Genomic DNA, 6,583 nt, shown 5'->3' with positions numbered 1-6,583 from the left:
CGGCCTGACCTGGCCCGGCCTGACCCGGCCCGGCCTGACCTGGCCCGGCCTGACCCGGCCCGGCCTGACCTGGCCCGGCCTGACCCGGCCCGGCCTGACCTGGCCCGGCCTGACCTGGCCCGGCCTGACCTGGCCCGGCCTGACCTGGCCCGGCCTGACCCGGCCCGGCCTGACCCGGCTCGGCGACGGGTTCGGCGCCCGCGGCGGTGGCCGGGCCCAGGAGCGCGAGCGAGGTGGCGGCCGCGACCGCCGCGAGGCGCCTTCCGAACGAGAAGCTCTTCATGGGACCTCTGCCTGATGTCGTGGACGGGCGTCGGCCGGACAGATCGGTCATGCGGGTGCGATCACTGACGCTTCACTCCGGTTCGCAACCGAAGACACACCCGTTGTGCGGTCTGATAGGTCTTGGTGCCATGAACGGCATCGAGATCTCCCGCCGCTACTACCTGTCGTCGGTGGCGCCCGGCCTGGCCGGGGTGCCGCATGCGGCGGCGCTGCTCGGGCCCGGGTCCGAGGTGCTGGGGTACGACGACGAGGTGTCGCCCGATCACGACTTCGGCGAGCGGGTGCAGATCTTCTACCCCGGCCGGGAGACGGTGGGCGAGTTCTTCACCGCCTGGCTGGGCGTCGACCCGCTCGGCGGGATGACGGTCGCCGACTGGCTGCTGACGCCCACCCAGATCCTGGCGAGCCTGACCCGCGGCGCGGTCTTCCACGATCCTGACGGCGAGCTCGCCCGGCGGCGGGCGGCGCTCGCCTGGTATCCCGACGACGTGTGGCGCTACGCGCTCGCGGCCGGCTGGCTCAAGGTGCGGCAGGAGGAGTCGTTCGTCGCGCGGGCCGGCTCGACCGGGGACGACCTGGGCTCCCGCGTGCTGGCCGCCCGGCTCGTCCGGGAACTGATGCGACTGGCGTTTCTGGCGGAACGGCGCTGGGCCCCGTACGGCAAATGGTTGGGGAAGGGTTTCGGTGAGCTGAAGCTCGCCGCCCGGCTGAACCCACCGCTGGCCGGTGCGCTCAGCGCGCAGACCTGGCGGGAGCGGGAGGCGATGATCGGTACGGCCGGGAGCCTGCTCGCCGCGGCCACCAACGAGCTCGGCCTGTGCCCGCCGCTGGACCCTTCGCCGCGCCGGTACTACACCAGGGACAGCCACGTACTCTTCGCCGACCGGTTCACGACCGCGCTGGCCGCGGAGATCGCCGACCCGGTGCTGCGTGGCCTCCTCGACCGGGTCGGTGTGCATCTGCCCGGCACGATCGACCAGGCCGTCGACTCCACCGACATCCTCGGCGACACCGCCCGGCGCCGAGCCGCCGCGCCGATGCTCGGCCTCTAGATTCCGCCCGAGGAGAGCTCGTTGTAGCCGGGCGCCACTTCCTGACCGGAGAGCTCGGCGATCGCGGCCATGATGCGGTCGGTCGCCGCGCGCCGGGCCGGGGCGAGCCGGCCGTCCGCCGGCCTTGGAAAGATCATCGGCTCGCCGAACCGGACCACCAGCTTGCCCGGTTTCGGCAGGCGGGCGCCGACCGGCTGGATCCGGTCGGTGCCGAGCAGCGCCACCGGCACCACCGGCGCGCCCGAGGCGATCGCGAGCCAGGCCACGCCGGTTCGCCCGCGATACAACCGGCCGTCCCGCGAGCGGCTGCCCTCCGGGTGGATGCCGAACGCTCCGCCGCCCTCCAGCACCCGCAGCGCGGCCTCGAGCGACTCCTGCGCCGCCCGGTAGCCGCCGCGGGGCACCGGGATCGCGTCGATGCCCTCGATGAACGCGCGGGTGACCCACTGCCTGGGGTTGCCCGCGCGGAAGTACTCCTCCTTGGCCAGGAACGACACCCGACGCGGCGTGACCAGCGGGATGAGGAAGCTGTCCACGAACGACAGGTGGTTGGCGGCGAGGATGACCGGGCCGACCCGCGGCACGTTCCCGGCGCCGTGCACCTCGGGCCGGAAGGCGAGCCGGGACAGCGGCAGCAGGACCGGCCGGAGCATCGGGGAGAGGTGCACGTCAGCCTTCCAGGTGCGCGTCGACGGCGGCGACCAGCAGCGGCTCCGGCGTGTCCAGACCGGTCACCACCTGCAGCGTTCCCCAGTGCCAGAGCTGCGCGATCCCGTGCAGGGCCGCCCAGAGCGCCGCGGCGTTGGCCGTGGGTTGCAAAAGCCTTTCGAGTACGCCGAAGAGAGGCGTGCTCTCGTCCCGGAGTCCGATGTTGTTCCCGCGCAGCAGGTCGTGCCGGAACATGAGGGCGAACATGCCGGGTTCGTCACGCGCGAACTCGACATAGCGCCGGCCGAGCGCGAGCAACGCCTCCCGCGGGTCCGCGCCGGCCTCCCCGATCGTCTCGGCGACCAGGCGGCCGAGCTTGCGGTACCCCTCCCGCGCGATGGCGGCGAGCAGCGCCTGATGGGTCGGAAAGTAGCGGCGCGGCGCCCCGTGCGAAACCCCGGCGCGGCGAGCGATCTCCCGCAGCGAGAGCGCATCCGTCCCGGCCTCGGCGAGCAGCTCCACGCCCGCTGCCACGAGGCGCGCTTCCACGTCGCTTTGCATAGACACTGTCTACCAGAGCGAGTAGACACTGTCTACGACGCCCGTGCTTGTCCTGTGTAAGCTTGCGCTATGACACCGGTGCTCGACAGCTGAGGGCGGATCCTCGTCGTGCTCGCATCCTTTGGCGGCCGCTGGATGGCACTCGCGCTCGACCCGGCGAGACGGCGGCTGAGCTCCGGGCGATCCGGGCCGGTCAGCCGACCGGGGGTGCCCATCCGGGGCGGGGGATCAGGCAGAAGGGGTGGCCGGCCGGGTCGGCGTAGACGCGGTCGCCGCTCAGGGGCGTGGCGCCCAGGGCGAGGACCTGGTCGTGGGCCGTATGGAGGTCGTCGACCATGACGTCGAAGTGGATCTGCTGGGGGATCGCCGGGTCGGGCCAGGTGGGTGGGCGGTGGCCGGGGGAGCGCTGGAAGGCGATGCCGGAGGTGTGGTCGTTGGGGCCACCACGGCGAAGTCCCCGTCGGTGTAGGTGATCGGGTGGCCCAGCAGGTCGCGGTAGAAGGCGGCCAGGGCTACGGGGTCGGGGCAGTCGAGGATCACGTGGTGGAGGCGGCCGATGGGCATGGTCACCATCGTCGTCCAGGCCAAGATGCCTAGCCTCCTAGGACGTGTTGCCCGCTGTGATCGGTTCGGAATATTTACAAATACTTAAGTCGATGGAGCATGGCTTGACCGGGTGGTTGTCGGCGAGAACTGTTAAGCCACTTTCCGGTTTTCCCATCCCCACCCGGGAGACATCCCCATGCGCAGACGCGCCCTTCTGGCGGCCTTCCTCGCCCTCGTGGCGGGGGTCGCGGCCTTCGGTGTCCACCTCGTGACCGCCGATGCCGCGCCGATCAAGTTCAACCACCCCGGCGTCCTGGTGAGCCGGACCCAGCTCGACTTCGTCAAGGGCCGGGTCGCCGCCAAGGCCCAGCCCTGGCTGGCCGCGTACAACCAGATGCTGGCCAGCCCGTACGCCTCGCTCTCGCGCACCCCCAAGCCGCGGGCGACGGTCGAGTGCGGCTCCTACTCCAACCCGAACAACGGCTGCACCGACGAGCGCGGCGACGCGATCGCCGCCTACACCGACGCGCTGGCCTGGTATCTGAGCGGCAACGCGGCGTACGCGAGGAAGTCGATCGCGCTGATGGACGCCTGGTCGGCCACCATCAAGAACCACACGAACAGCAACGCTCCGCTGCAGACCGGATGGGCCGGGTCGGTCTGGCCGCGGGCCGCCGAGATCATCAAGTACACCTACTCCAGCTGGCCGAACCAGGCCCGGTTCGCGACCATGCTGCGCACCGTCTACCTGCCGGTGGTGATCGTCGGGAGCGGCGGCAACGGCAACTGGGAGCTGTCGATGATGGAGGCCGCCGTCGGGATCTCGGTGTTCCTCGACGACCGGGCGAGCTACGACCGGGCGATCGCCAAGTTCAAGGCGCGGGCGGCGGCCTACATCTATCTCTCGGCCGACGGCGCGCAGCCGAAGTATCCGCCGACCGGCAGCGTGAACACGCCCAGCGAGCTGGTCACCTACTGGCACGGGCAGAGCACCTTCGTCGACGGGCTGGCCCAGGAGACGTGCCGGGACTTCGGGCACACCGGCTACGGCATCTCGGCGATCAGCCACGTCGCGGAGACCACCCGGATCCAGGGCGGCGACCTGTGGCCGTCGCTGCAGGAGCGGATGCGGCAGGCGCTCGGCTTCCACGCGAAGTTCGAGAACGGGGCCGCGGTGCCGTCGACCATCTGCGGCGGCAAGGTGAACAAGGGGCTCGGGCCGGTCACCGAGGTGGCGTTCAACGCGCTGCACAACCGGCTCGGGATCGCCATGGCGAACTCGCAGCAGTACACCGAGTCGCACCGGCCGCAGGGGACGGACAACCATATGGCCGCCTGGGAAACCCTGACCCACGCCGACAACCCGGCCTGAGTCCGCTCAGGGAATCAGGACCGTACGCTCGCCCGGCGCGTCCTGGTGGGCCCACGCCCGCTCGACGTCGGACAGCGGAACCGGGCGGGGCGCGATCGCGATCGTGCCCCGCCCGATCTCGTCGATCAGGGCCGGCAACTCGGACAGATACGCCCGGGCCGAGACCGCGCCCTGCCCGTTGCCCTGCAGCCGGAAATTCGCCGAGCGCAGAGCCGCCGACGGCAGCTGGACGGTCGGCCCGGCGACCGAGCCGATCTGCACCCAGTTCAGCTCGCGGCCGCGGTCGGCCCGGTCGGTCAGGATCGCCACGATCGCCTCCTGGGCCGGCTCGCCCCACAGGTAGTCGAGGACCAGGTCGACCTCGGCGGCCTTGGCCACCTCGTCGAGGGCGAGCAGGCCGTCGCCGGGGCGGCGTGCGGCGCCGAGCACCTCGCCGGCGCCCAGCAGCTTGGCGATGCGCATGGCCATCGACCCGGCGTTCCCGGCCGCGCCGAGGACCAGCACGCTCTGCCCGGGCCGGAGCGGCACCCGGCGGCGCAGCGCGACCCAGGAGGACATCGCCGGGTTCATCGCCGCGGCGATCCGGGCCGGGTCGGCGCCCGCGGGCAGTTCGATCGTGCGGCGCGGGTCGACCGCCACCCGCTCGGCCATGGTGCCGATCACGTCGTCCTCGGCGACGAAGTAGACCAGCCTGCCGTCGGCGCGGCGGCCCACGCCGTCGACGCCCGGGATCATCGGCAGCTTTCCGCTGCTCGTGTAGTGCTGACCGGCCGCGCCGCTGCGGGTGCGGGGGTGCAGGCCGACGGCGACCACGTCGAGGGTGATCTCGCCGTCGCGCGGCTGGGGCACCGCGAAATCCTGGTAGTGCGGGGGCTCGGCGTACGAGGTGACGACTGCGGCCTTCATGTGCGGATTCCTCCATTTAGTTGGTGACACGAACCAATGTAGTTGGTGCCACGTACTAAAACAAGTAGGATCTTCCGCATGCCAAGCCTCAGTCCCGTCGACGGCCTCGCTCAGCTGTCGTTCCTCGTCCTGGGCACGCTCGAGCGCCGTGCCGCCGAGCACGACGTGTCGATCGTGCAGACCCGGCTGCTGGGCGTGCTCCGTGATCGCCGGCCCACCATGCAGGAGCTGGCCAAGCTGCTGGGGCTGGACAAGTCGAGCGTCTCCGGCCTGGTCGACCGCGCCGAGCGGCGAGGGTTGGTCGCCCGGGTCCCGTCGGCCGCCGACCGCCGCTCGGTGCTGGTGAGCCTCACCGACGCGGGCCGGCGACTGGCGGCCACGGTCGGCGCCCAGTTCGAGGCGGACGTGACGGCGCTGCTCGAGTTCCTGCCGGCGGCCGACCGGGCGAGGCTGTCCGGGCTGGTCAGCGGCATGCTGGTGGCGCACGCCGCGGCGCACGGCGTGGACCTTTTCGACACCCTGCCACCGACTGGTCGTCCAGATTGACGCCGCGCGAGGAGTGCTGGCGGTCAGCGGACGAGCAGGGCGGTCAGCAGCTGGGTCAGCCAGTCCCGGGCGGCGGGGAGGTCGCCGTCCAGCAGGAGTTGGACGGTCACTCCGTCGTAGGCGGCGACCACCGCGTGGGCGGCCGCCGGCACGTCGGCGACGCCGGGCGGGAGGGCCAGCCGGCCCTGCACGGCGCGCAGCCGGGACTCGATCGCGGTGCGCAGGTCGGCGCGGTGCGCGGCCAGGCGGGTCGCCACCTCGGGGTGCCGGGCGGCGTACAGCAGGAAGTCGGTTTTGACCAGGAGCCAGTCGCGGTCGAGCAGCAGTGTCGCGGCGGTGCGGGCGATGACCGCGTGGATCGAGGGCTCGATCGGCGCGGTGGCCTCCGTTGTGAGGGCGTCGGTCACCTGGCGGGCGATGATCGCGGCGCGTTCGTCGTAGAGGGCGAAGAACAGCTCGTCGAGCGTGCCGAAGTTGGAGTAGAACGCGCCGCGCGTGTAGCCGGCCGCCTCGCAGACGTCGTCGATCCGGGCCGGGCCGAAGCCCTTGGCCGCGAAGACCCGGAACGCGGCGTCGAGCAGCCGGGCCCGGGTCTCCGCCCGTCGCTTGGTGATCCGCATGCGGCGAACCCTATCCAATACGTTCCTGCATCCGATACATTTCTGAA

The 6,583-nt window shown here is 71.8% G+C and carries 7 protein-coding genes and 2 pseudogenes; 4 read left to right on the top strand and 5 right to left on the bottom strand.

The window, feature by feature from the left end; all coding sequences use genetic code 11:
- Positions 1-298: pseudogene (locus tag IH26_RS0146685) on the top strand (hypothetical protein); the annotation flags it as partial.
- A 115-nt stretch (positions 299-413) separates the two neighbouring features.
- The gene (locus tag IH26_RS0146680; protein WP_030442764.1) at positions 414-1,337 is read left to right on the top strand and encodes a DUF4037 domain-containing protein; all 924 of its coding nucleotides are present in this window, start codon (positions 414-416) and stop codon (positions 1,335-1,337) included.
- On the opposite strand, the gene IH26_RS0146675 is transcribed toward IH26_RS0146680, so the two are convergent.
- From IH26_RS0146675 to IH26_RS54870, 3 genes and pseudogenes are all read right to left on the bottom strand, one after another.
- On the bottom strand, positions 1,334-2,005 hold the full coding sequence (locus tag IH26_RS0146675; protein ID WP_245665996.1) for a lysophospholipid acyltransferase family protein: 672 nt from the start codon (positions 2,003-2,005) through the stop codon (positions 1,334-1,336). The two genes, IH26_RS0146680 and IH26_RS0146675, sit on opposite strands and share 4 nt — an antisense overlap.
- A gap of 1 nt (position 2,006) precedes the next feature.
- Positions 2,007-2,534, bottom strand: coding sequence for a TetR/AcrR family transcriptional regulator (locus IH26_RS0146670; protein ID WP_245665995.1), 528 nt, complete (start codon positions 2,532-2,534; stop codon positions 2,007-2,009).
- A gap of 205 nt (positions 2,535-2,739) precedes the next feature.
- Positions 2,740-3,110: pseudogene (locus IH26_RS54870) on the bottom strand (VOC family protein).
- A 178-nt stretch (positions 3,111-3,288) separates the two neighbouring features.
- On the opposite strand from IH26_RS54870, the gene IH26_RS0146660 reads away from it, so the two are divergent.
- Positions 3,289-4,464, top strand: a complete 1,176-nt coding sequence (locus tag IH26_RS0146660) for an alginate lyase family protein (RefSeq protein ID WP_030442761.1) — start codon at positions 3,289-3,291, stop codon at positions 4,462-4,464.
- 6 nt (positions 4,465-4,470) lie between these two features.
- Here IH26_RS0146660 and IH26_RS0146655 read toward each other — a convergent pair whose 3' ends face one another.
- The gene (locus IH26_RS0146655) at positions 4,471-5,370 is read right to left on the bottom strand and encodes a quinone oxidoreductase family protein (RefSeq protein ID WP_030442760.1); all 900 of its coding nucleotides are present in this window, start codon (positions 5,368-5,370) and stop codon (positions 4,471-4,473) included.
- 78 nt (positions 5,371-5,448) lie between these two features.
- Between IH26_RS0146655 and IH26_RS0146650 the strand changes: the two genes are divergently transcribed.
- On the top strand, positions 5,449-5,916 hold the full coding sequence (locus tag IH26_RS0146650) for a MarR family winged helix-turn-helix transcriptional regulator (protein WP_030442759.1): 468 nt from the start codon (positions 5,449-5,451) through the stop codon (positions 5,914-5,916).
- Between the two features lie 23 nt (positions 5,917-5,939).
- Here IH26_RS0146650 and IH26_RS0146645 read toward each other — a convergent pair whose 3' ends face one another.
- Positions 5,940-6,536, bottom strand: a complete 597-nt coding sequence (locus tag IH26_RS0146645) for a TetR/AcrR family transcriptional regulator (RefSeq protein ID WP_030442758.1) — start codon at positions 6,534-6,536, stop codon at positions 5,940-5,942.
- Positions 6,537-6,583: the final 47 nt, after the last annotated feature.

This window comes from Actinoplanes subtropicus (assembly GCF_000721705.1).
GTDB classification, from domain to species: domain Bacteria; phylum Actinomycetota; class Actinomycetes; order Mycobacteriales; family Micromonosporaceae; genus Actinoplanes; species Actinoplanes subtropicus.
The sequence above is the reverse complement of the archived record's forward strand: the minus strand, read 5'-3'. Positions and strand labels throughout refer to the sequence as shown.